A 22,020-nucleotide genomic window follows, 5' to 3' on the forward strand; every position below is an offset into this window, starting at 1 on the left:
CGTTGCCGCCTGCACCTGCGCCAGCTTTGCCGCTGGCGCCCGTGCCGACCTGCGCGCCTGCACCGCGCGGTTTGCCCGCCGGGGCGCTGCCCGCCGCCTGCGCCGCCAGTGCAGCTTTGCCGCCCGCTGGCCCGGTGAATGGGCGTTTCTTCTTGCCCGTAGCAGCTTGCTTGGCGGCGGGTTTGGGTGTGCCGGTTTCGGGCACGCGGTGGTCCGCTTCAAAGCCGGGCTCCTCCTCGCGGCGCAGCACCTGCTTGGTCAGCTTCTCGATGGCGGCCAGCAGGTCCACCTCGTCCGCGCACACCAGCGAAATCGCCACGCCGTCGGCGCCCGCCCGGCCGGTGCGGCCAATACGGTGCACATAATCCTCGGCCACCGTGGGCAGGTCGAAATTGACCACCAGCGGCAGCGCCTCGATGTCCAGGCCGCGCGCGGCCACGTCGGTCGCCACCAGCAGCTGCACTTCGCTGGCCTTGAAGCGCTCCAACGCGCGCAGGCGGGCCGGCTGCGGCTTGTCGCCATGGATGGAATCGGTGCTGATGCCGTGCGCGGCCAGCGTCTTCACCAGCGCGTCCACGCCTTTGCGCGTCTTGACGAAGACCAGCACCTGGCCCCAGCGCTGCTTCTTGAACAGGTGCAGGAACAGTTCCGCCTTGTGCGCCTTGTCCGTGGTGATGATCCACTGCTTGACCGACTTGGCGGCGATATTGCGCGGGCTGGCCTGGATGGACAGCGGATCGTTCAGCAGGATCTCCGCCAGGCTGCGCACGTCCTCGGAATAGGTGGCCGAGAACATCAGCGTCTGGTGCTCGTCGGGCAGGGCCAGCAGGATGGCTTCCAGATCGTTCGCAAAGCCCAGGTCCAGCATGCGGTCCGCCTCATCCAGCACCAGCGACTCCAGCTGCTCGAACTGCACCGCGCCCTGGCGGAACAGGTCCAGCAGGCGGCCCGGCGTGGCCACCATCACGTCCAGGCCCTTGTTCAGCTTGGCGATCTGCGGCTCGATCGGCACGCCGCCGTAGGCCACGTGGCAGCGCATCGGAATATTGCGGCCGTAGCTGCGGAAGCTTTCGTACACCTGCTCGGCCAGTTCGCGCGTGGGCACCAGCACCAGGCAGCGCACCTGGTTGGGCTCCGCGCGCTCGCCCTCGCTAAGGCGCTGCAGCAGCGGGATGGCAAAACCGGCCGTCTTGCCGGTGCCGGTCTGCGCGGCGGCCATCAGGTCGCGGCCCGCCAGCACGGCGGGGATGGCTTGCTTCTGGACCGGGGTGGGCGTGGTGTAGCCTACCGTGTCCAGCATGCGCAGCAGGGGATCGATGAGGCCTAGGGATGCGAAAGTCATGGGAATCTTTATTGTTATTGGTCGGGAGCGGCCAGTTCGGCGCTCCACAGGGTAAGGATGTCGTGCAGGCGCTGGTCGCTGATGGCGAGCAGGTTGTCGCCCACATACCATTCGGTGGCGCTATGGCCCGGCAGCTGTGCGTGGCTGACGCGGTTGAACAGCCACACGCCATGCTGTTCGGCGAAGGCGTTGCGGATGGCGAGCGCGCGTTCGCGGCTCACGGGCATATGCAGGTGCAGCAGGTTGGCGTGCGGCCGGGACGGATTCGGCGTGAGCAGCGGGTGGCTGCGCAGCGTCTCGAACAGCGCCTCGGTGCGCTTGAAGTATTGCGGCATGGCGGCCAGGCGCGCGTCGAACTGCATGGCGGCGGCCACCACGTAAGGCGTGCGGTGGATGACGTTGCCGCCCTGGCGCTTGAACCACTCCTGCGCCTTGGCGACAAAGGCGGCGCCGCCCAGCAGCACCGCGCCGCCAAGACCGCCTATGCCTTTGTAGAGCGAAACGTAGACCGTGTCGAAGCCGGCGCAGATTTCGTGCAGCGGCTTGCCGTAGGCGGCTGCGGTTTCCCACAGGCGGGCGCCGTCCATGTGCAGGTGGATGCCGCGCGCGCGGCAGTAGTCCTTGATGGCTTGCAGCTCGGTCCAGCTTGGGCACTGGCCGCCGATTTCGCGCGCCGGCAGCTCCAGCGACACGGCGCCGATATGGTCGGGCAGGGCTTGCAGGTCGTCCAGCGTCCAGGGGCGGTTGGAATCGCCGATCTGTAAGGCCTGGAAATGACCCAGCAGCTGGTGGTTGCCGCGTTCGTGCTTGAAGATGTGGGCGGTGGGATGCAGCGCCGCCAGCGGACTGCCGCGTTCCATGCAGGCCAGGCGCAGCGCCGTCACCTGGGTCATGGTGCCGGTGATGCAGAAGGTGCCCGCCTCGAAGCCCAGCAAATCCGCCATCTTGCGCTCGAAGGACTGGATCAGCGGGCCTTCGCCGTAGGTGTCATGCGCCACGTCGTTGGCGGCGCACCAAGCGGCCATGGCGGCAAAAGTCTCCGCCGGCGCGGGCTGGCGATGGCCGGGCAATACGGTATGGCACATCTGGCGCAGTTCGGCGTCCGTCACGGGCAATCTCCTGAAAGAACGTGATTTTACAGGACTGGCGCAGGATCGCACGGCGAATAGTCCGGCGTGCAATGGAATGGGATATAATTGCCTAAAGCTAAATAATGTTATCAATATGAAACTAAGACAAAAGATGAACAAACTGATGAAGGCGCTCTTTGTGGTCGCCTTGCTGGCCTCCAGCGCGGCCCAGGCGGTGGTGGTGCGCGGCGCCGGTACCGGCGCGCTGATCGGCGGCGACCTGACGGACCCCGAGAACAACGGCAATCCGGAAGCGGATATCGGCTATAACGCCACCTTCCGCTCGTCGGTGGAGCCGGGCTTTGGCGGCGGCGAGTATGCCTTCAACGTGTTCGACAACCGCGTCGGCGGCGGCAACGACAAGTGGTGCTGCGACGGCGGCACGGTGTGGGTCGAGGCCAACTTCGGCAGCAAGCGCTACAACCTGACCAAGTTCACTGCCACATCCGGCAACGACGGCCCGGAACGCGATCCGGACATCTGGCAAATCCTGGGCTCGAACGACGGCATCAACTACACGCCCATCTTCAGCTATAACAACAACGGCGTGTCGGCATGGGGCTCGAATCGCCTGCAGGTCAATGAATACAGCAAGGCTGGCGGGGACTTTACCTCCAATGCCGCCTACAGCATCTTCCGCTACCAGGCCACGTCCACGGTCTATGAGGGCGGCATGCACCAGCTGAACGAACTGGAATTCTTCGGCACCGCCGTGCCGGAACCGGGGACGCTGGCATTGAGCGGACTGGGTTTGATGGCGCTGCTGCTGAGCCGCCGCAAAAAGCGCGCTTAAATCTCAAGCCAAAAAAAAAGCCGCATCATCATGCGGCTTTTTTTTTACGTCGCAGCGTGCACGCTGTGGACGTGGTGGAACTGCAGCGCCGCCAAGTTGGCGTAAATCCCGCCCAGCGCAACCAGCGATGCGTGCGTGCCGGTTTCCACGATCTTGCCGTCTTCCATGACGATGATGCGGTCCGCGCGCTGCACCGTTGCCAGGCGGTGCGCGATGATGACGGTGGTGCGGCCCTGCATGGCCGCTTCCAGCGCGCCTTGCACCAGGCGCTCCGATTCCGCGTCCAGCGCGCTGGTGGCTTCATCCAGCAGCAGTAGCGGGGGATTTTTCAGCAGCGCGCGCGCGATAGCGATGCGCTGACGCTGGCCGCCGGACAGGCGTACGCCGCGCTCGCCCAGGAAGGACTGGTAGCCGTTCGGCAGGCGTTCGATGAACTCGTGCGCCGCCGCCAGCTTGGCGGCCTGGATCACTTCCGCGTCGGTGGCGCCGGCGCGGCCGTAGCGGATGTTTTCCATCGCGTCGGTCGAGAAGATCACCGTATCCTGCGGCACGATGCCGATGGCGTCGCGCAGCGTGTGCAGGTCGAGCTGGCGGATGTCCACGCCATCGAGCTTGATGGCGCCCAGCTGCGGGTCGTAGAAGCGTAGGAAGAGCTGGAATAGCGTGGTTTTGCCAGCGCCCGAAGGTCCCACCACGGCGACGGTCTCACCGGGCTTGATGTCCAGCGACAAGTGCGCCAGCGCGGCGGTGTCCGGACGCGAAGGGTAGTTGAAGGTGACGTCGGCCAGCGTCAGCGAGGCGCCGTTGGCGGCGCGCGGCGGCAGGGCGACCGGATGCGCGGGCGACTGGATCTGGGACTTGACCGACATCAGTTCCAGCAGGCGTTCGGTGGCGCCGGCCGCGCGCTGGGCTTCGCCCATCACTTCCGACAGGGCGCCGATGGCGCCGGCAACAATGGAGGCGTACAGGATGAACTGGCCCAGGTCGCCGCCGGTCATGGCGCCGTCCAGCACCGCGTGCGCGCCCAGCCACAGCACAAACACAATGGTGCCGAACACCAGCACGATGGCCAGCGCGGTCAGCATGGCGCGTGCGCGGATGCGCTTCATGGCGGTGACGAAGGCCCCTTCCACCGATGCGCCAAAGCGCTCGGTTTCAATCTTTTCATGCGTGAAGGCCTGCACGGTGGGCATGGCGTTCAGGATTTCGCCCGCCACGGCGGAGGCGTCCGCGATGCGGTCCTGCGAGTCGCGCGAGAGCTTGCGCACGCGGCGGCCGAACATCACGATGGGCAGCACCGTCAGGATCAGCAGGCCGATGATGATGGACGACAGCTTCACGCTGGTGACGAACAGCATGGCCAGGCCGCCAAGGAACAGCAGCACATTGCGCAGCGCCATGGAGATGCTGGTGCCCACCACCGCCTGGATCAGCGTGGTGTCGGTGGTGATGCGCGACAGCACCTCGCCGGTCTGCGTGGTTTCGAAGAATTCCGGGCTTTGCGTGACCACGTGGCGGTACACGGCGCTGCGGATGTCGGCCGTGACGCGTTCACCCAGCCAGGACACGGTGTAGAAGCGCGCCGCCGTCGCCAGCGCCAGGATGGTGGCCACGCCGAACAGCGCCAGGAACACCAGGTTTACATGCTGGATGCTGCGCACCCCGGCCGAGGCGCCGAAGCCCAGGTCTATCATCTGCTTGAAGGCGGCCGGTATGGCCAGGGTGGCGCCGGCGGCCACCACCAGCGCCACGCCGGCCATGGCGAACTGCGCGCGGTAGGGGCGCAGGAAAGGCATCAGGCCCTTGAAGGCGGCCAGGCTGCCTTTCTTCAGTTCGCGGGATTCGCTCGGTGTGGATGGCGCGGCGGCGGTGCTGGTCTTGCTGTTGATACTGTCGGTCATCGTATTGTTATTCGTAAGCGTATTCATAATTTCATGGGACTGGCGTAGCCCGTTAGCTCCAGGTAGCCGCGCCCCGCGCGCGCGCCGTCACGGTTCACCGTGGCCGCGCCTTCCCAGTACACCGCGCCCGTGCTGCGGCGCGAATCGAGCTCCTGGTCTTCCTGCAGGGGCGCAATCTGCCACAGCGTGCTGCCTGTGGCCAGCTGGGTGGCGACGGGATACTCGGCATTGGTGCGGGGCGAACGCCACCGCCGTTGCGGGGTAAAACTGACCTGGTCCGGCGAGTAATGCGTGATCTTACCGGATGCATCGCGCCATGTCGCGTGCGCCCATAGTTTAGCACCGGTTTTGCTGCGGATCTGGAAAGCCATCAGGGCGCCGCCGTCGTCGAGGTTGGCGCTCATCCAGTCCCAGCCCGCCGCGTCGGCGCCCAGCACCTGCTGCGACCATTCGTGGTCCAGCCAGGACACGCCGCTCACGGCCTGCGGCTTGCCCCCGCCGCGCGTGATGGCGCCGCTGGTCTTGAGCTGCGGTTCGCTGTAGTAGTAGCTGGCCTGCTGCGGGTCCGGGCCTTTGCGGGAATAGCCGTTTTCGCCCTGCAGCAGCACCGGCTGGGTGGGGGCGAGCGTGAGGTTCAGCGTGAAGCTGGCGGCGGCCAGCGTGACCTGGTACGTGCCGTCCGGGCGGCGCACCATGCGCCAGTCGTCCAGTTTCACGTCGGTGCCGCCAGCCCTGGCGTAGGCCAGGCCGAAGCCCTCGCGGGCGCTGCGCTGGTCGTGCAGCAGCTTGCCCTGGGCCGGGTCCGACAGGGCGGCGTGGCCGATGATGAGCTGCCGCGGCGCGAATCTGCTGGGGTTGGCGCTGTCCGCGCCGGTGGCGCGGCGGAAGAAAGTGACCTGGTAGCCGAGGTCCTTGCCGTCCGGCGTTTTCAGCCAGCCGGTGACGTACCACCATTCGGTCTGGTAGTCGGGATGGGCGCCGAAGGACTGGGGGAAGGGCAGCGCGGCGCCAGCGGGCAGGGGCGTGACCTCGGCATGGCGCGGCGGCCCGGCCAGCGCCGGCATGCCCATCATGGCGGCGAACATCAGCAGCGCGCGCAGCGCAATGGCCATCATCACCAGTCCTCCCGCACGGCGCGGATGGGCGCGCCGGACAGCGCTTGCCGGCCCGCCAGCAGCGCAGTCAGCGCGGCGGCGGTCAGCAGCGCGGCGGCCACGGTGCCCAGCAGCGGCCAGGGAAGATGCATCTGCATGGTCCAGTGGAAGGACTGCGGATTCACCACAAACACCAGCACCAGGCTGATGACCCAGCCCAGCGCCGCACCGGTGGCAATGCCCAGCCCCGTCAGCGCGCTGCCTTCCAGCGCCAGGATGGCAAGGATCTGCCTGCGCGTCACGCCGATATGGCGCAGCATGCCGAATTCCTTCGAGCGCGCCAGCGTCTGCGCCGAGAATGTGGCGGCCACGCCGAACAGGCCCACAATAATCGCTATAGCCTCCAGCAGATAAGTCACAGCGAAGCTGCGGTCGAATATCTTCAGGCTCATGGCGCGCAGCTCGGACAGCGCGCTCAGTTCCAGCGCGCCGCCGAAGGGCAGCGCCTTCAGGGCCGATTTAAGCTGCGCCATGTCCCCATCCTTTGCCAGCCACATGGCCGTGCTGTTGACATCCATATCGCCCGTGATGGCGCGGTAGTCCGCCAGCCGCATCTGCACCGCGCCCGAGGAACGGGCGTAGTCGCGCCACACGCCGGCCACGAAGAATTCATGCAGGCCGCCCTGCAGCGGCAGTTTGAGCAGGCTGCCCGCCGTCACGCCGTACAGGTCGGACATGGGCTCGGACACCCACACCGGCCGCCGCCCCTGGGGCACGGCCACGGTGGGGCCGGCCATGGCCAGAACCTTCTCGGCGTTTGCGGCATCGATATCGCGCGCCATCAGTAGTACGGGGGGGCGTTCCGGCGCCAGGCTCACGCCGCGCATGCGCAGGAAATCGACGCGGGCCACGCCGGGCAGGGCGCGCAGCTGCTCCTGTTCACGCAGGCCCAGCCCCGCCGTGCCGCCGCCGCTGGCGCTGCTGGCGTACAGGTCGGCCGGCAGGATTTGCAGCAGCCAGTCGTCCAGCGACACGCGGAAGCTGGACACCATGATGGCCATCGCCACCATCAGGCTGAAACTGGACAGCACGCCGCCCAGCGCAATGCCGGCCTGGCCGGAGGCGTTCGCCAGCCGCGCCAGCGTGAGCGCCAGCACGGGCGAGCTGTCCACGCGGCCCGCCGTGGCGGCGCTCCAGCGCGCGTGCAGGAAGCGGAACACCGTGGACGACAGGCGCGGCATCAGGGCGATGGCGCCCACCAGCATCAGCGCAATCGACAGATAGCCGAAGATGGGCAGCTCCCACAGCGGCGGCATTTGCGACAGCAGCGCCGCCAGCGCCAGGCAGGCCAGCCCCGGCGAGGCACGCGCCAGGCGCGCCATGGCGGTTTCCTCGCTGCCCGACTTCAGCGCCACCGCAGGCGTGGCGCGCGACGCCTCCACGGCGGGCGCCGCGCAGCCCAGCATGGCGACGCCCACGCCCAGCGCAAAGTAGACCAGCGCAGCGACGGGCGTAAACTGCACCTGCGGCTGCACCCCGGCGAAATAGCCCGCGCCCAGGTCGCCGCCGAAGAGGCTGAGCGCGGCGGCCGCCATGCCGTAGCCCGCCGCGATGCCGATCACCGAACCGGCCACGCCCAGCATCCAGCCTTCCAGCAGGATCTGGCGCAGCAGGCGGCCGCGTTCCATGCCCAGCACGCGCAGCAGCGCGAACTGGCTGCGCCGCCGCATGACCGACAGCGCCTGCGTGGAGAACACCAGGAAGGCGCCGGTGAACAGCGCCACCAGCGCCAGTACGCTCAGGTTCACGCGGTAGGCGCGGCTCATATTGTTGTTGCGGCTGTTCTGGTCTTCGTCGTTCGGGCTGCCGACGTGGAAGCGGCCAGGATATTGGCGCTCCAGGTCGCGCGCCAGCGCCGCTTTGAAGGCTTCGCGGTCCACGCCGCTGCGCAGCTTCAGGTCAACGCGCGACAGCTGGCCCAGGCGGTTCAAGCGCCATTGCAGCGCGCCGATGTCCATCACCCCCAGCCGCTGCCCGGCACGCACGCGCTGCAAGGGACCGGCCACGCGCAGCTGTACCGTCCGCGTGCCCGATTGCAGCGCCAGTACGCCGTCCTGCGGCTTGAGCCAGGCCTGGGCGGCGGGGGAGAGGAAGATGGCGTCGTCCGCCAGGGTGTCCGTCCGGTTCTCCGCTCCGGGCGCGCCCAGCAGGTCGGGCGTGACATGGCCGGCGCGGAACGGGTCCAGGCCGATAATCTGCAAGGCCGAGCGCTGGCCCGGCACCGAAGCATGCACGTCCAGCACGGGCGATGCCACCGCCACGCCATCGCGCTCGGCCAGCAGCGGGTAGATTTGTTCGTCGAAGGTGGCTTCGGCACCGCTCACCTGCACGTCGGCCTGGCCGGACAGGCTCTTGATGGCGGACGAGAATTCATTGAAGGCGGCCGCGTTGATCAGGTGGATGGCGAAGCCCAGCGATACGCCGATGGCGATGGCGGCAATGGCCGTGATGGCCCGCACCGGATGCGCGCGCCATTCGCCCAGCAGCAGCCAGCGCGACAGCCTGGCCCAGGAGCGGCGCAGCGCCGGGCCGGCGTCCTGCCGCGCAGCGTTCAACTGGAACACGCCAGCTTGACTTTGTCCGCAGCGCGCTGCGCCTTGATGCGGGCGCCTTCCTGGCGCTGGGGCTGGGCGCGGCGCAGGTCTTCGTCAGCCCATTTTTGGTCGAGCTTGGCCTTGTCGCATTTCTGGCGCCTTGCCGCTGCTGCGCGGTTGATCGCCGCGTCTTCCCGCTCGCTGGCCGCTTCGCGCTTGCGGCGTTCCTTTTCCAGCGCGGCTGCCTGCTTCTTCATGCCGGCCAGTTCGGCGGCGGCCGCCTTGTCCGGCGCCGGCGCGTCCGGCACGGCGATCACGCTGGCCGTGCCGCCCTGGCAGGGCAGTTCCGTGTATGTGACCTTGCCGTCCACCGTGCATTTGTGGACCGTCTGCGCTTGCGTGGCAGCAGAGCACAGCATCAGCAAGAGGGCGAAGGCGCGCGGTGTCATAGTATTTTCCCGGGGTTCATTATGCCCTGCGGGTCCAGCGCCGTTTTGATCGCGCGCATCAGGTTCAGTTCCAGCGGCGATTTGTAGCGCGCCAGTTCCTCGCGTTTCAGCGCGCCGATGCCGTGTTCGGCCGAAATCGAGCCGCTGAAGGCGGCCACGCTGTCGTGCACCACGCGGTTCACCGCATCCTGGTTCTCCAGGAAGGCTTCGTTCGAGATACCTGCCGGCGGCGCCACGTTGAAGTGCAGATTGCCGTCGCCCAGGTGGCCGAAGCACACCAGCTGGCAGCCGGGGAAAGCCTGCTGCAGCAGTGGCGCGGTGCGTTCGATAAAGGCCGGAATGCTCGATACCGGCAGCGAGATATCGTGCTTGATGTTCTTGCCCGCCTTGGCCTGGGCCAGCGGGATATGCTCGCGCAGCTGCCACAGCCCGAGCGACTGCGCCACCGAGGCCGCCACGACCGCATCCTTGATGGCGCCTTGTTCCAGCGCCGCGCCTATCGCCCGCTCCAGCAGGCCGACGCCGTGCGCCTCCGATTCGCTGCTGGACAGTTCCAGCAGCACGAATTGACCATGGGACGGTCCATGCTGCGCGTCGCTGAAAGGGCGCGGCAGCTGCGGGAACTGCGTGGCCACCAGCTCCAGGCAGAAGGCGGACATCAGCTCGAAGCCGGTCAGGCTGGCGCCGCAATAGTCCTGCATCAGCGCCAGCAGGCGCAGCGCATCGGACGGGGACTCCATGGCGGCCAGCGCGGTGACGCTGGCTTTCGGCTGCGGATACAGCTTCAGCACGGCGCCGGTGATGATGCCCAGCGTGCCTTCGGCGCCGATATACAGGTCGCGCAGGTCGTAGCCGGTATTGTCCTTGCGCAGGCCGCGCAGGCCGTTCCAGATGTCGCCCTGCGGCGTCACCACCTCCAATCCCAGGCACAGCTCGCGCGCGTTGCCGTAGCGGAGCACGGCGGTGCCGCCCGCGTTGCTGGACAGGTTGCCGCCTATGGTGCAGCTGCCTTCGGACGCCAGCGACAGGGGGAACAGGCAGTCATGCGCCGCTGCCTCGTCCTGTATCTGCTGCAGGATGCAGCCCGCGTCCACGGTCATGGTGCGGTTCAGCGCATCGGTTTCGCGGATGCTGTTCAGGCGCGCCAGCGACAGCACCACGGCCGCGCCGCTGCCGTCCGGCACACCGCCCAGCACCAGGCCCGTATTGCCGCCTTGCGGCACCATCGGAATCGACCAGCGCGCGCAGGCGCGCACCACGTCCGCCACCTGCTGCACGCTGCCGGGACGCAGCACGGCCATGGCCAGGCCGGTGTGGCGGCCGCGCCAGTCGGTCAGGAAGGGCGCCATATCGGCGGCCGAGGTGTAGACGTGGCTATCGCCCAGCACTATCCGGCAGTGGGCCAGGAAGGCATGGCGCATGGCGGAGGACAGCACGGTCATTTCGCCGAATTGACCCGGTTGACCTTGTCCAGCAGGTCTTTGGTAAGCTGCTTGGCAGCTTTTTTATAGGGCCGCACATACATCACGGCGCAGATGAAGTAGACCGTCACGATCAGGGCCTCGCCCCAGCCCAGCCAGGCGGACAGCGTGCCGATGTCGCTCCAGCCGCGCACCACGCCCTCGGTGAAGTACAGCAGTATCACCATCGAAGTCCATTGCAGCGTGTAGACGTCGCGCTTGATGATGCCGGCCAGCGGGAACAGCAGCGGCGCGGCCTTGAGCGCGAGCCAGGAGCCGCCCGGCTTGAGCGGCGCCAGCCACACTTCCCAGGCGATGCACCAAAGGATGAGCAGCATCATGCTGGCGATGGCGCCCCGGTGGAAGAATTTTTGCGACTTGGTTTCCATCATGTCCCCTGCAGCTTGCGGGCTGTTTCTGCCAGCCGGCGGCCCTGCGCCGTGGCCAGGCGTTTTTCATCTTCCGTCAAGGGCTTGTTGCCGTCAAGGCCGGACCAGTGGGTGGGGCCGTAAGGCGAACCGCCGCTTTCTGTGGTCATCAGTTCGGCGTGGGTGTAGGGCAGGCCCATGACCAGCATGCCGTGGTGGAGCAGGGGGATCATCATGGTCAGCAGCGTTGACTCCTGGCCGCCGTGCAGGCTGCCGGTGGAGGTGAACACGCAGGCCGGCTTGCCCGCCAGGGAGCCGGACAGCCACTCGGCCGAGGTGCCGTCCCAGAAGTACTTCATGGCCGAGGCCATGTTGCCGAAGCGGGTGGGCGAACCCAGTGCCAGCGCCGCGCACTCGCGCAGGTCCTCCAGTTCAACATAGGGCGCCCCTTCCGACGGCACCGCCGGCGCGCTGGCCTCGGCCACGGTGGACACCGCCGGCACCGTCCGCAGCCGCGCTTCGCAGCCCGGCACCGCGTCGATGCCCTGGGCAATCAGCTCCGCCAGTTTGCGCGTTGCGCCGTGGCGCGAATAGTACAAGACGAGAATAATCAGATCGGGTGTGCTCATCCTGGTATTTTATGCGAGTTTAGCCCGTGGGCTAGCATAAGAATTATCAGCTGCCTCCAGCGATATTTTGAGGACGTCCGAAGCCCACTGATTCAAGCTCTTGCCGTCCGCGGCAGCGGCCAGTGCTGCAGCTTCGTGGACAGCCGGGTCTACACGAAGAACAAATTTGCCTGAAAAGCTCTTGAACGGTTCTATGCCCCGTTCTTTGCATGTCCGCAGGAATACGGCGAGTGAAATAGAACCCTCGCGCTGCAGTCCCGCTACGTCTGGCGCGTAAAAGTCTGCGCCTCCATTCAGTCCGATAAATTCGCCCCTAAAGAGTTCAATCTCGGGATCGTATGCAATGACAGCCTGCTGGCCATCGATTTTCATAATGTTATTCATGGTTTCACTCCGTTTTCTTCAAGCCACTTCCGGATGGATGCAACAGCACCTTTGTCGATGTCCGGGGAAGGATGCGGCCGATGCAGTACTTTCACCTGCCCAAAAAGACACACGGCTACACGTGAGCCTTCGGCCTCGGAAATATCTGCCCCGAGTGCCTCAAGTAATGCAACAGCATCCAGCCACTTGACACCGGCCGGTGTAGGCCTGGAAAAGATCAGCTGCAATGTCCTTTGGTGTTTTGCTTTCATAGCTAATGGTACTAAAAAATAGTACTGCTCGCAAATCTCGCAAGGCAAGTTGGCCGGCGGCCATAGCGGCTGCCTAAGTAATTGATTTGTAGGTAAAAAGTGTCGAAAACATGAAACATTGGTATCATAGGGCGCTTTGGCGTCCGGCGGACTTGCCGCGTGCCTGCAACAAGTGCATTTTCAACACAGGATTCAATGTTTTCCAAGTATATCTACCCGTTTTTGCAGTACATTTTCCGCACCTGTAACGTCGGCGTGGCGGTGCTGCGCGCCTTGTCGTGGCACGAGATCCGCGACATGTTTTTGTTCGCCCGCCGCCGCCTGAGGGAGGAGAGCCTGCAGCAAGTGGCCGGCAGCCTCACGTTCACCACGGTGTTCGCGCTGGTGCCGCTGCTGACCATCGCGCTGGCCATCTTCACCACCTTCCCCATGTTCACCACTTTGCGCAAGGCGCTGGAGGTGTATTTTGCGCAAAGCGTGATGCCCAAGCAGATCGCCACGCCCATCCTGAACAACCTCACCATGTTCGCGGCCAAGGCTACCCGCCTGTCCGCCGTGGGCGCGGTGGCGCTGGTGGTGACGTCGGTGGCCATGATGGGCATGATAGAGCGCGTGTTCAACCGCATCTGGCGCGTGAAGGCCGAGCGCAGCTGGACCCGCCGCATCCTGGTGTACTGGGCCATCCTCACCCTGGGGCCGGTGCTGGTGGGCGTGTCGCTCAGCATGTCGACCCACGTCTACATCGCCACCAGCGACCTGGTGGGGGACTTGCCGGTGCTGGGCGCGCTGCTCTACACCACGCTGTCGGTGCTGGCCACCACGGCCGGCTTCACGTTGATGTACGTGGTGGTGCCGAACCGCCAGGTGGACTGGCGCGACGCGCTGTGGGGCGGCTTGATGGCGGCGCTGTTCTTCGAGCTGGCCAAGCGCGGCTTCGCGGTCTTCATCACGCAGTTCCCGACCTATTCGCGCATCTACGGCGCACTGGCGGCGCTGCCGCTGTTCCTGCTGTGGATCTACCTGTCCTGGATGATTACGCTGGTGGGCGCGCTGTTCACGGCGGCGCTGCCGGTGGTGAAATACGAGCGCTGGTGGCACGAAGCGGTGCCGGGCGGCGAGTTTGTCGATGCGATGGCCATCCTCAAGGTGCTGCACGTGGCCGGCCATTGCGCCGATACTGCGCTGGTGAACTCCGCGGCCATCCGCCAGTTCACGCGCATGGGCTACGACGAAATGGATGCGCTGCTCGAGCGCATGCAGCAGCAGGGCTGGGTGGGCAAGGTCAAGGCCGATGCGCCGTCGCGCGTGCAGTGGGGCAAACGCGTCAGCGAGGGCGCGGACAACTGGGTGCTGCTGGCCAACCCCGAGCGCCTGACCCTGGCCGATGTGTACCGCGTGTTTGTGTTTGGCGGCGTGGCCGTCAACAGCGGCGTGCCGGACGACGAGGAGGACGAGCGTGACCGCCAGGCCGCGCGCGATGCCGCCAGCCTGGCGCGCCAGGTGGAGGAATCCGTCGAGAAGGGATTGGGGCGGACGCTGGCCGAGCACTTCGGCCCGCTGGATTGCCGCTGAAACTGCCGCTGGAAAAACTTAGTGGGTCTTGCGTTTTTCTTGCTGTACCAGGATGAAGGGGCTGACCACGCTGGCCCACAGGCTGGCGCCGGTGTCCAGCCAGTGCTGGGCTTGCTCGTCGGAGACTTTGGCGATCAGGCCGGCCGCCATCCATTGGGTGATGCTGGCCTTGTCGTCGTGCGAAATGCGCACGGCCACATCGACCAGGTCCAGCTCGTCGGCGATCCACACCACCGTGCCGGAGGCAAAGTGCTTGATCAGCTCGGACCACGGCAAGCGCGCCGTTTCACGGTTGATCTTGTCGCGCAGTTCGGTGTCTTTTTCAGGTTTGGTTTGCATAGTGAAGCTCATAGGGTGGAGATGCGCGGTTGCGGCGCTCCCTGCCATGTTAACCGATAGGCCGCTCCTTTGCGAACATTGCCCACCAGGGCCGGCCTGAAACAGGCCAGATTGGTGCCGCCGGGGCGCCGCACGCTGGGGAAAATCACGCCGGTCGAGCCCTCGTCCAGCAGCCGTTCCGCCAGCCGCTGCGACTGCACATAGCTGGCCGGGTCCAGGCAGTTGGCATAGTCTCCGCTGCCGCGCAGGTCGTGAAACGGGGCGGTGAAGTCGGCCAGCATGCACTGGTAGCTCACGCTGTCGTGGAAATAATCGATCTCGGCGTACTCCACCGTCTTGTGAAACGTGATTTCAGCCAGCGCCGTGTCGATGTCGAAGGCGCAGTACCACGCGCCGCGCTCGCCGTCGTTGAAGCGGCTACCCTCGGGACGCGCGTAGGTAAAGGCGGCGTTGACGATGCGGTAGTTCGGCACCCGGAACACCAGCTCGTCTATGCCTATGCCGGGCGCGCCGCCGTGCTCGGCGATCAGGCGCGCATTGGTGGCGTTGTCCAGATCGAACAGGTCAAGCAGCTCGGCGTCGCTGCCGGCCAGCGGGGCCAGCACGGAGTCCTCCACGTCGGCAAAGCGCGACTGGATCAGGCGGCAGGTATCGAACTGGCGCAGCTGTGCCAGCGGTGGCAGGGGCGCCGCCATCAAAGCCCGCCGCGCCGCGCATCGACCAGCTTGCGCACCGTCTGCATGGCCAGCAGGCCGCCGCCCAGCATATAGGCCAGCGGCGTGCGGCCGCCGAAGATGATGTTCTTGTTGGGCAGCGTCACCCAGCGGTCGGCCAGCTCGTCGCCGTACAGGATGTGCAGCGACTTGTAGATGCCCACCAGATAGGAAATGCGCGTGATGCGGTCCACTTCCAATACGCGTTCCGGTTTCTTCTTCCAGTCGTAATAGCTGCTGCTGGACAGGCCGCCCAGCAGTTCGCGGGCGTCCTCGTCGCGCACCGACCAGGCTTCCACCAAGCGGAAAAAGGCGGCCAGCGCGGACTTGGACAGGCGCTCGCGTTCTTCGCGCGCGTTCAGGTCGACCGGAACGGCGGGTTCAAAGCGGCTGCGGGGGTAGCTCAGTGCGGTTTGCATAAATCCTCCGTTTCTGGATTATTTATACTCCGATTTCACTGAAAGTGCAATTTCGAAAATTTCGATAGTAGACCGGCAATTTTTCCGTTTTTCTTTTCAATCCAGCAGGTTCATACTTCATTTCATCGGCACTGCACACACTGCAGACATTCGAAAAAACTGATTCATAACCTAAAGGAACTATCATGCCTATCGCCAAAGCCCAACCAGGTAAAGAACTGCTGAACGCCAACGACCACACCCTGATCATGATAGATCACCAGTCCCAGATGTCCTTCGCCACCAAGTCCATCGACATCAATGTGCTGCGCAACAATGCGGCGCTGGTTGCCAAGGCGGCGCGCGAATTCAAGGTGCCGACCATCCTCACCACGGTGGCAGCGAAAAGTTTCTCCGGCCCCATTTTCGACGAAATCCAGTCCGTATTCCCCGAGCAGCAGCCTATCGACCGCACCAGCATGAATACCTGGGAGGACCAGCGCATTGCCGACCGCGTCAACGAAATCGGCCGTGGCCGCATCGTGCTGGCGGGCTTGTGGACCTCGGTGTGCATCGTCGGCCCCGCACTGTCGGCGCTGGACCAGGGTTTTGAAGTGTATGTGATTGCCGACGCCTCCGGTGACGTGAGCGACGAAGCGCATGAGCGCGCCATGCAGCGCATGATACAGGCCGGCGCCAAGCCCATCACTTCGCTGCAATACCTGCTGGAGCTGCAGCGCGACTGGGCGCGCGGCGAAACCTACGATGAAACCGTGGCCACCTCGATCGCGCACGGCGGTGGCTATGGCCTGGGCCTGATCTACGCCAAGTCCATGTTCAACGCTTCCGAAGGCCATTAAACCGGCGTAGTATCGAAGGCTCGCCGACCCTGTGAGGAGTATCGATGAGCCTTCGACAAATTGCCGCCTTGCCGGCGCTGGCCTTGTGTTTCGGGCTGGCGCCCGCAGCCGCGCGCGCGGCGCCTTCCAACGCCGAGCTGGTGCAGCAGGTTGCGGACACGGAACGCGCTTTCGCCGCCACCATGCGCCAGCGCGACCTGGCCGCCTTCACCAGCTTCCTCTCCGACGAAACCGTGTTCTACTCCGGCCCCACGCCCTTGCGCGGCAAGGAGCAGGTGGCGGCTTTCTGGAAGAAGTTTTACGACGGCAAGGAAGCCCCGTTTTCCTGGGAGCCGGACCAAGTGGACGTGACCGATTCCGGCACGCTGGCCCATTCCTCCGGGCCGGTGTACGACGCCAGGGGCAAGCTGTTTGCCCGCTTCAACTCGGTTTGGCGCCAGGAGGCGCCGGGCAAGTGGCGCATTGTGTTCGACAAGGGGCAGGATCTCTGCGACTGCAAGAAGTAGGGGGGGCAGTGTAGGACGCCGCCCCGCCGTGCCCGTGTGGGTGCGGCGACGCACAGAGCCGGTCCAGGCAGTAGGCAATCATGGGGCCATTCGATCAGGAGGCCCACCATGTACTCATCTATTGCACGCCATTCACTGCTTTGCCTGGCACGCGCCGCAGCCTTCGCAGCCACCCTGGGCGCCGCGCATGCGCAGGAGCAGCCGGCCGAGCCGGCAGCCCTTCCAGGCGCCGAGGCGGTGGTGCAGCCGCAAGTCCGGCCGCACGGCATCACGCGCATTTCGCTGGCGCCCGGTGAGCTGCCGGTGGCACGTCCGCAGCAGGCTTACGCTGCACAGCAGCGGGCTCCGCAGCGCCAGATGGAACGCGACGCCATAACGTTGCGCGCCGCCCGCGTTGCCATGCAGCTCAATGACGCCAGCCACCATCAGCAAAAGCTGGCCTCGCGTTAATCCCTCTCAGAATCCATAGCTGGCGTACACCGCCGCCGTGGGTGATGTCGTGCGCCGCGTCAGCGGGCTATTCGCCGCGTCGCGCAACAGGCCGCTCACGCCCAGCATGCCGGTGACGGCCCAGCGTTCGTCCACCTTGTGCTGCCAGCTCATCGCCACGTCGGCCTGATACATACCCGCCTTCGGTTTGTAGACCTTGTAGCCCGACTTGAGCGCCTGCTGCGCGCTGACGCCGTAGTAGGTCTGCGCATACTTCTTGTCCGCCATTTCAAATCCCAGGCTCAGCGTGACCGTGTTGCCCGCGTCCTTGAACAGCGTGCCGGTCAGGCCTGCGCCATAGGTGCCGCCGGTTTCGCGCGCGCTCAGCGCCTGCGCCGTATGCAGATTCACCGTCAGGCCCTCAAAGATGGCATAGCCCGCGCTCAGGTTGGCCGTGGCGCTGCCTTTCACGTCGCCCATGCCGCGCAGGTATTTGCTGGCCTTGCCACCGAAGGGTAGCTCGCCGTTTTCCTTGCGCGGTGCGCGGAAGCCCAGCGCCGCGCTGTAGCTGAAGGGGCCGGCGGATCCGCCGTAGCCCAGGCCGCGCATGGTGCTGGCGTAGAAGCCGCTGGCAGTGGAATAGTCCAGCAGCAGCATGGGCAGGGCCATGTTTTCGTCCGAGCCGGAGTAGCGCGGCGCCAGCGCGGCTCCGCCGCCTATGGTCAGGACGGCATCGCTGCCGGCGAAAGCGCCGCCGCTCAGCAGGACGAACAGCGCGGGAGCCAGTTTCAGCGTGAATATCGATTTGCAGGTCTTCATCAGGTTTCCAATGTTGTGATTGAGTTGGGAAGGCCTGCAGTGTGCGGGGCGGTCATGAAGCAAATCTGAGCCTTTCATGAAGATTCCATGAAGACAATGCTTTAGCTGATCTTAAGATCGCCATGCTCTAATAGAGGCATGAAAATACTGCTGATAGAAGACGACCTGGACCTGGGCAACGGCGTGCGCATAGCACTGGCGGACCAGGGCATGGAGGTGGTGTGGACGCGCCAGCTTGAAGACGCCGCGCGCCACCTGGACGCCGGCGGCTGCGACCTGGTGCTGCTGGATCTGGGGCTGCCGGACGGCGACGGAATCTCCCTGCTGAGCCGCTTGCGGCGGGAGCGGCGCGACTTGCCGGTCCTGATACTGAGTGCGCGCGACGCGCTGAGCGACCGCCTGCGCGGCCTCGATTCCGGCGCGGACGACTACCTGGTGAAGCCCTTCGAGCTGGCCGAGCTGCTGTCGCGGGTGCGCGCGCTGGCCCGCCGCAGCTACGGCTTCGACGGTGAAACGCTGGAGCTGCGTGGGCTGGAGATCCACGCGCCCACGCGCCGCGTCACCGCCGGTGGCAAGCCGGTGGAGCTGACCGCCAGCGAGTACGAGCTGCTGAAGATGCTGATGATGCGCGCCGACCGCGTGGTGACGCGCCGCATGCTGGAAGAGCAGGCCTTGCCCGGTTCGCAGGCCAACGCCAGCAATTCGCTGGACGTGCACATGGCCAATCTGCGCCGCAAGATAGGCGAGGGCTATGTGCGCACCGTGCGCGGCGTGGGCTATGTGATCGACGCCAGGGCTGCGTCCGGCAAGGAACGCACATGAACGGCACGGCGTGGGCAGCCGGAGCGCTGCGCGGATTGCGGCGCCGCGTCTTTTCGCCCAGCCTGGTCCGGCGCCTGCTGGGCGCGCAGATGGCGCTGCTCACGCTGCTGTGGTCGTTGGCGGTGGGCTTCGTTCTGGCCGAGAACGAGACCGACCACGCCCTGCTGAACACCGACCAGATCTACGCCGCGGCGCTGCACCTGGCGGACAGCGCGGCGGAGCACGCCGCCTGGCAGCGTGAGGGTTTGCGCCTGTTCGACGTATCGCTGCGTTCGCAACCCGGTATGGACGGCCCGGCCGAGTTGTTGCCCAGCATCCTGGTTGAGCGGGGCGGGCGGGAATTGTATCGCTCGCCGAACGCGCCGTCCGGCGTAGCCACGCGGCGCTTGGATCGGGTCGAGACATTCGAGCTCGACGGGAAGCGCTGGCATGCCCGCACCCGCCAGGCCAGGCCAGGCGGCGCCCGCATGACGATGTTTGCCCCCGACCACGGCTGGAACCTGTTTGTGACGCTGAATTCCCACGGTTACTACCTGTTGCCGTTGTTGATCAGCTTGCCGTTGCTGCTGCTGCCAGCCTGGTTGTCGATCCGGGTCGCGCTACGCCCCTGGCATCGGGTGGCGCAGGAGCTGGCGTTGCGTGGGCCGCAGGATTTGCGTCCGCTGGCGTTCCAGGCACAGTACCGCGAACTGGCGGCCATGGTGGAGGCCCTGAACGCGCTGATGCTGCGGGTCGACAAGAGCGCCGCCCGTGAACGCAGTTTCATCGCCGACGCGGCGCACGAACTGCGCACGCCGCTGGCCGCCATGCGGGTGAACGTGGAGGCCCTGCTGGTCCAGGCCGGGTCCGTGCGCGACAAGCAGCTGCTGAGCGGCATCGTCAGCAGCGCGCGGCGCGCCACCCGGCTGGTGAGCCAGCTGCTGACGCTGATGCGCAGCGACGCCATCGCCGGCGACGCGTCCGAGCGCGTGGCGTTGGACGAGTTGTTGCAGGACCGGCTGGCCGCGCTGTCCGGCCTGGCCGCCGTGCGCTGGGTGGAGCTGGAGCTGTCTGCCGAGCCTGGCTTTACGGTCTGCGGCCAGCGCGAGAGCCTGATTTCTCTGGTGGACAATGTGGTGGAGAATGCCATCAAGTATGGGCCGGGCGGCGGCGTGGTGCGGGTGGCGCTGCGGCGCGCGGGCCAGGGCGCATCCGTGCAGGAGGCGGTGCTGACGGTGGAGGACCAAGGGCCGGGCATTGCGCCGGCGCTGCGTGAGCGTGTGTTCGACCGCTTTTTCCGCGATCCTGCGCAAACCCAAAGCGGCAGCGGCCTGGGCCTGGCGATCGCGCAGGCCGCCGCAGCCCGGCACGGCGGCCGGATTGCACTGCTGGACGGGGAAGGCGGCGGCTTGCTGGTGGAAGTGAGATTGCCGCTGGCGGCTTGAGTTGATGCCGGAGTCAGCGCTTCTGGCGGGAATTCATCTTGTCGATCAGCTTGGCCAGGTCGTCCTGCATGGAGGCGGACATGTTCAGGAACTGGCAGCCGATCTGCACCTGCTCGCCGAGCAGGAAGGAGCGGTAGGTGCGCGACAGGCGGATTTCCAGGTCGGCGATAATCACCGCGTCCGGCCCCAGCTCCAGGCGCACGCGCTGCAGTTTGCGGCCCACGTGCAGGCCCTGCGAGTCACGCGGTGCGCAGCGCATGCCCACACCGCCTTGCGAAAAGTCGTATAACTGCAACTCGTAAGGCTTGCCGTTCAGGACAAACGAGGCCGTGAAGTACACCCCCAGCGGCGTTTCCAGCCGCGCCGTGGCGCGCCGGTTCAGCACCTGGCAGCGCTCGGGAAACTCCAGCGGGATCAGGTGCGGCTGCTCGGGCAGCGAATTCCAGGCCGGGCCGGGCAGGGTAAACTGGATTTTGGCGCTGCGCAGCCAGGCCACAAACGTGGCGCCGCCGGGGGGAATGGTTTCGCCCTCGTTCAGCTCCAGCACGAAATGCGGCTGGTCCGGCGACACCGACAGGATGCGCGCCATCACCACTTCCGTACTCATGGCCGGGTAGACGGAGACCGCGTCGCCGTTTTCCGCCAGTACGGTCAGCGAATCGCCGATGTCGTCGACATCCGTTATTTCGTGCGGCTTGGAGCCCGCAGCAATGGGCTCGACCGCGTCTTGCAGCGCGGGTGGGCCTTTACGGAAGTCGTTAGGAATTGGATCATTCACAGCAGCAAGTCTCTATAAGGGCGGTTCACCGGCCGGTCCCGGTAGTTTACAAGCATATCAGGACTTTGGCTTGCCAAATAGCAAGGAAATATAGCGTACACGGCACGTTGTGGTTAAAATTGCTCGTCAGCCTTCAGATAGCGCCACTGGCCTTCCGGCAAGTTGCCCAGCTTGACCTTGCCGATGCGCACACGCTTCAGTCCGACTACGCGCAGCCCTACCATATCGCACATGCGGCGGATCTGGCGCTTTTTACCTTCGCGCAGGGTAAAACTGAGCTGGTCGTCGTTCTGCCAGCGCACTTTGGCCGGCAGCAGGGGCTTGCCGTCCATCCATAGGCCGTGATTCAGCTTCTTCAGGTCCGCGTCCGGCAGCTTGCCTTCCTTGGTGTACTGTACCCGCACCAGGTATTCCTTGTCGACGCTGGTATGTTCGCCGATCAGGGTCTTGGCCACGCGGCCGTCCTGTGTCAGCACCAGCAGGCCGACCGAATCGATGTCCAGGCGGCCGGCGGGGACCAGGCTGCGCAGCTGGGTGGGATGGAAATTCTCGGGCGCGTCGCACTCGGCCCAGCGGTTCTCCGGCTTGATCAGCGCCACGGCGGGCGTGTAGCCGTCCTCAGCCTGTCCGCTGACGTAGCCGACAGGCTTGTTGATCAGGATGGTGACGCGCTTGGACTGCTCGGCGGCAGCCTGGCGCTCGACGGTGACGCGCTGGCTCGGATAGATCTTGGTGCCCAGTTCGGACACCACCTGGCCGTCCACGCGCACCCAGCCGCGCGCGATCCATTCATCGGCTTCGCGGCGGGAGCACAGGCCCAGTTCGGACATGCGTTTGGACAGGCGTAAGAGTTCTTCAGACATTGTTCTTGTTTCGTTCGTTGTTGGCGGGTTACGCTGCGCTAACCCGCCCTACGGAATTATTATTTGCTCATTGTAGGGCGGGTTAGGCGCAGCCGTAACCCG

At 65.7% G+C, this 22,020-nt stretch carries 24 protein-coding genes; 7 read left to right on the forward strand and 17 right to left on the reverse strand.

Going from position 1 to position 22,020, the window contains the following annotated elements; all coding sequences use genetic code 11:
- Both GTP77_RS15770 and GTP77_RS15775 read right to left on the reverse strand, forming a co-directional pair.
- The coding region (locus tag GTP77_RS15770; RefSeq protein ID WP_161073106.1) for a DEAD/DEAH box helicase at positions 1 to 1,342 on the reverse strand (1,342 nt) is incomplete at its 3' end.
- 14 nt (positions 1,343 to 1,356) lie between these two features.
- Positions 1,357 to 2,451: a threonine aldolase family protein gene (locus tag GTP77_RS15775; protein ID WP_161073107.1), complete on the reverse strand. Its 1,095-nt coding sequence runs from the start codon at positions 2,449 to 2,451 to the stop codon at positions 1,357 to 1,359.
- A gap of 133 nt (positions 2,452 to 2,584) precedes the next feature.
- Here GTP77_RS15775 and GTP77_RS15780 point away from each other — a divergent pair, with 133 nt between their 5' ends.
- Positions 2,585 to 3,265: a PEP-CTERM sorting domain-containing protein gene (locus tag GTP77_RS15780; RefSeq protein ID WP_161073108.1), complete on the forward strand. Its 681-nt coding sequence runs from the start codon at positions 2,585 to 2,587 to the stop codon at positions 3,263 to 3,265.
- A gap of 44 nt (positions 3,266 to 3,309) precedes the next feature.
- On the opposite strand, the gene GTP77_RS15785 is transcribed toward GTP77_RS15780, so the two are convergent.
- Genes GTP77_RS15785 through GTP77_RS15825 form a run of 9 tightly spaced genes read right to left on the reverse strand, consistent with a single transcriptional unit; the run spans position 3,310 to position 12,395 of the window.
- Complete coding sequence (locus tag GTP77_RS15785) at positions 3,310 to 5,166, reverse strand: ABC transporter transmembrane domain-containing protein (protein WP_161073109.1); 1,857 nt, start codon at positions 5,164 to 5,166, stop codon at positions 3,310 to 3,312.
- Between the two features lie 23 nt (positions 5,167 to 5,189).
- Positions 5,190 to 6,278: a lipocalin-like domain-containing protein gene (locus tag GTP77_RS15790; protein WP_161073217.1), complete on the reverse strand. Its 1,089-nt coding sequence runs from the start codon at positions 6,276 to 6,278 to the stop codon at positions 5,190 to 5,192.
- 2 nt (positions 6,279 to 6,280) lie between these two features.
- Positions 6,281 to 8,875, reverse strand: a complete 2,595-nt coding sequence (locus GTP77_RS15795; protein WP_228896712.1) for an ABC transporter permease — start codon at positions 8,873 to 8,875, stop codon at positions 6,281 to 6,283.
- Positions 8,872 to 9,303: a DUF4124 domain-containing protein gene (locus GTP77_RS15800; RefSeq protein WP_161073110.1), complete on the reverse strand. Its 432-nt coding sequence runs from the start codon at positions 9,301 to 9,303 to the stop codon at positions 8,872 to 8,874. Before GTP77_RS15800 ends, GTP77_RS15795 begins: the two co-directional genes overlap by 4 nt.
- Positions 9,300 to 10,745, reverse strand: a complete 1,446-nt coding sequence (locus GTP77_RS15805; RefSeq protein WP_229202220.1) for an FAD-binding oxidoreductase — start codon at positions 10,743 to 10,745, stop codon at positions 9,300 to 9,302. Before GTP77_RS15805 ends, GTP77_RS15800 begins: the two co-directional genes overlap by 4 nt.
- A complete protein-coding gene (locus GTP77_RS15810) occupies positions 10,742 to 11,152 on the reverse strand; it encodes a DUF2069 domain-containing protein (RefSeq protein ID WP_161073220.1) in 411 nt (136 codons plus the stop codon). Before GTP77_RS15810 ends, GTP77_RS15805 begins: the two co-directional genes overlap by 4 nt.
- Positions 11,152 to 11,760, reverse strand: a complete 609-nt coding sequence (gene wrbA, locus GTP77_RS15815; protein WP_161073111.1) for an NAD(P)H:quinone oxidoreductase — start codon at positions 11,758 to 11,760, stop codon at positions 11,152 to 11,154. The genes GTP77_RS15810 and wrbA overlap by 1 nt, the downstream gene beginning before the upstream one ends.
- 9 nt (positions 11,761 to 11,769) lie before the next feature.
- Positions 11,770 to 12,144 carry a type II toxin-antitoxin system HicB family antitoxin gene (locus GTP77_RS15820; protein WP_161073112.1) on the reverse strand — a complete coding sequence of 125 codons (375 nt, stop codon included), beginning with the start codon at positions 12,142 to 12,144 and terminating at the stop codon, positions 11,770 to 11,772.
- Positions 12,141 to 12,395: a type II toxin-antitoxin system HicA family toxin gene (locus GTP77_RS15825; RefSeq protein WP_161073113.1), complete on the reverse strand. Its 255-nt coding sequence runs from the start codon at positions 12,393 to 12,395 to the stop codon at positions 12,141 to 12,143. The genes GTP77_RS15820 and GTP77_RS15825 overlap by 4 nt, the downstream gene beginning before the upstream one ends.
- Positions 12,396 to 12,590: 195 nt before the next feature.
- Here GTP77_RS15825 and GTP77_RS15830 point away from each other — a divergent pair, with 195 nt between their 5' ends.
- Entirely contained in the window at positions 12,591 to 13,967 is a 1,377-nt protein-coding gene (locus GTP77_RS15830) for a YihY family inner membrane protein (protein ID WP_161073114.1), read from the forward strand.
- A gap of 18 nt (positions 13,968 to 13,985) precedes the next feature.
- On the opposite strand, the gene GTP77_RS15835 is transcribed toward GTP77_RS15830, so the two are convergent.
- From GTP77_RS15835 to GTP77_RS15845, 3 genes are read right to left on the reverse strand one after another with little or no spacing between them, the layout of a single operon-like run.
- Positions 13,986 to 14,306, reverse strand: a complete 321-nt coding sequence (locus tag GTP77_RS15835) for a DUF2288 domain-containing protein (protein WP_161073115.1) — start codon at positions 14,304 to 14,306, stop codon at positions 13,986 to 13,988.
- Between the two features lie 8 nt (positions 14,307 to 14,314).
- Positions 14,315 to 15,001: an RES family NAD+ phosphorylase gene (locus tag GTP77_RS15840; RefSeq protein WP_187358736.1), complete on the reverse strand. Its 687-nt coding sequence runs from the start codon at positions 14,999 to 15,001 to the stop codon at positions 14,315 to 14,317.
- Entirely contained in the window at positions 15,001 to 15,438 is a 438-nt protein-coding gene (locus tag GTP77_RS15845; protein WP_161073117.1) for an MbcA/ParS/Xre antitoxin family protein, read from the reverse strand. Before GTP77_RS15845 ends, GTP77_RS15840 begins: the two co-directional genes overlap by 1 nt.
- Before the next feature lie 185 nt (positions 15,439 to 15,623).
- Here GTP77_RS15845 and GTP77_RS15850 point away from each other — a divergent pair, with 185 nt between their 5' ends.
- The 3 genes from GTP77_RS15850 to GTP77_RS15860 all read left to right on the forward strand — a co-directional run bounded on the left by GTP77_RS15850 (position 15,624) and on the right by GTP77_RS15860 (position 17,233).
- A complete protein-coding gene (locus tag GTP77_RS15850) occupies positions 15,624 to 16,277 on the forward strand; it encodes a hydrolase (RefSeq protein ID WP_161073118.1) in 654 nt (217 codons plus the stop codon).
- Between the two features lie 44 nt (positions 16,278 to 16,321).
- A complete protein-coding gene (locus GTP77_RS15855) occupies positions 16,322 to 16,783 on the forward strand; it encodes a YybH family protein (RefSeq protein ID WP_161073119.1) in 462 nt (153 codons plus the stop codon).
- A 108-nt stretch (positions 16,784 to 16,891) separates the two neighbouring features.
- Positions 16,892 to 17,233, forward strand: a complete 342-nt coding sequence (locus tag GTP77_RS15860; protein ID WP_161073120.1) for a hypothetical protein — start codon at positions 16,892 to 16,894, stop codon at positions 17,231 to 17,233.
- Between the two features lie 6 nt (positions 17,234 to 17,239).
- Here the strand turns inward: GTP77_RS15860 and GTP77_RS15865 are convergent, their stop codons facing one another.
- Positions 17,240 to 18,031: a MipA/OmpV family protein gene (locus tag GTP77_RS15865; protein ID WP_161073121.1), complete on the reverse strand. Its 792-nt coding sequence runs from the start codon at positions 18,029 to 18,031 to the stop codon at positions 17,240 to 17,242.
- A gap of 138 nt (positions 18,032 to 18,169) precedes the next feature.
- Between GTP77_RS15865 and GTP77_RS15870 the strand changes: the two genes are divergently transcribed.
- Positions 18,170 to 18,853 carry a response regulator gene (locus GTP77_RS15870; RefSeq protein ID WP_161073122.1) on the forward strand — a complete coding sequence of 228 codons (684 nt, stop codon included), beginning with the start codon at positions 18,170 to 18,172 and terminating at the stop codon, positions 18,851 to 18,853.
- Complete coding sequence (locus GTP77_RS15875; RefSeq protein WP_161073123.1) at positions 18,850 to 20,277, forward strand: ATP-binding protein; 1,428 nt, start codon at positions 18,850 to 18,852, stop codon at positions 20,275 to 20,277. Before GTP77_RS15870 ends, GTP77_RS15875 begins: the two co-directional genes overlap by 4 nt.
- A 13-nt stretch (positions 20,278 to 20,290) precedes the next feature.
- Here the strand turns inward: GTP77_RS15875 and GTP77_RS15880 are convergent, their stop codons facing one another.
- Positions 20,291 to 21,055: a flagellar brake protein gene (locus GTP77_RS15880; RefSeq protein WP_371869362.1), complete on the reverse strand. Its 765-nt coding sequence runs from the start codon at positions 21,053 to 21,055 to the stop codon at positions 20,291 to 20,293.
- A gap of 113 nt (positions 21,056 to 21,168) precedes the next feature.
- Positions 21,169 to 21,918 (reverse strand): pseudouridine synthase, encoded by a 750-nt coding sequence (locus GTP77_RS15885; protein WP_187358737.1) that lies wholly within the window; start codon positions 21,916 to 21,918, stop codon positions 21,169 to 21,171.
- Between the last annotated feature and the right edge of the window lie 102 nt (positions 21,919 to 22,020).

The organism is Pseudoduganella aquatica (assembly GCF_009857595.1).
Lineage (GTDB): Bacteria > Pseudomonadota > Gammaproteobacteria > Burkholderiales > Burkholderiaceae_D > Rugamonas > Rugamonas aquatica_A.